This window comes from Lentibacillus halophilus, assembly GCF_039522485.1.
GTDB lineage: Bacteria > Bacillota > Bacilli > Bacillales > Amphibacillaceae > Lentibacillus > Lentibacillus halophilus.
In genome coordinates this window covers 1-1,315 of record NZ_BAAADM010000022.1, presented here as the reverse complement: position 1 = coordinate 1,315, position 1,315 = coordinate 1, and the positions used below count along the sequence as shown (strand labels likewise).

Genomic DNA, 1,315 nt, shown 5'->3' with positions numbered 1-1,315 from the left:
GGAGTGATACACAATCAGCCGTTAGGCTGAGAGGTTCACTCCTACTTGACCCGACACAATTCTGAATTGTTTTGGTGCCAGGCACTTAACCCAATCGTTTCTTTATACCTGTCATTCATTATAAAATCCATATTAATGTTAATAATAAACTTACCTTAACATCCTTAGGGAGGTTGCATAATGAATGAAGTGAATGAAAAAAATATCCCCCTAACATCCGCAGAAATTGGTTCTCTTTGGACTGGGTATATGAATGACAGCATGTCGAAATGTATTTTTGGGTTTATGCTAAAGCACATACAAGATGAAGATATAAAACCCGTTGTGCAATATGCCTATGATATTTCATATAACCATTTGGACACATTAACAGCGATTTTTGAAAAAGAACAATTCGCTATTCCAAACGGGTTTACCGAACAAGATGTAAATATGAACGCACCGTGGCTTTTTTCAGACATATTTTGTTTGGTGTATGTGAATCATATTGCGAAGGCGGGAATGTTAATATACAGCGGTTTGGTTTCGATGAGTTACCGGGAAGATGTATGTAACTACTTTGTACAGGCGTTAAATGAAACCAGTAACCTTTATAAACAATCACTCGAAACGGGTCTTTCAAAGGGTATCACTGCCAGACACCCGTATATTGATATACCCAAAGAAACGGACTATATTGACAGTAAAAATTATTTAAGTGGCATAAACCCTTTCAGTGATAAACGTCCATTAAATGCTGTTGAGATTTCTCATTTGTATCAGAACGTCCTAACCAATTCAATAGGTATGCACTTATGCATTGCATTTGCTCAAACATCACCATCAAAAGATGTACAGAATTTCATGCTTCGTGGAAAAGACGTCTCAAAAAAACATTTGAAGATTTTTGCAGATACACTTATAAAAGATAATATTGAATCTGCACAGACGAATGTATATTTAAGTGACTCCACAACTCAAACTTTTTCGGATAAATTAGTGATGTTTCACATGGATTTGCTCATATCCGCGGGAATAGGGAATTATTCTACTGCAGCATCTGCAAGCCAACGAAGTGACTTAATGATTAATTACCAACGATTATCATTTGAAGTTTCTCGGCTTGCCAAAAGAGGAGCAGATATCATGATTAAACACAATTGGCTGGAACAACCACCCGGAGTAAAAGATTCCAAAAAATTAGCGAAGAATAAACAAAAAGGATGAATTCTTAAAAGGATTATAAATGCCTGGCACCGGAAAAATTCTGAATTGTTTCGGGTCAAGTAGGAGTGAACCTCTCAGCCTAACGGCTGATTGTGTATCACTCCCCTCT

General features: G+C 36.9%; 1 protein-coding gene. It reads left to right on the top strand.

The features are described from left to right. Positions 1-189: 189 nt before the first annotated feature. A complete protein-coding gene (locus ABDZ72_RS04700) occupies positions 190-1,206 on the top strand; it encodes a DUF3231 family protein (protein ID WP_343751474.1) in 1,017 nt (338 codons plus the stop codon). Positions 1,207-1,315 lie beyond the last annotated feature (109 nt).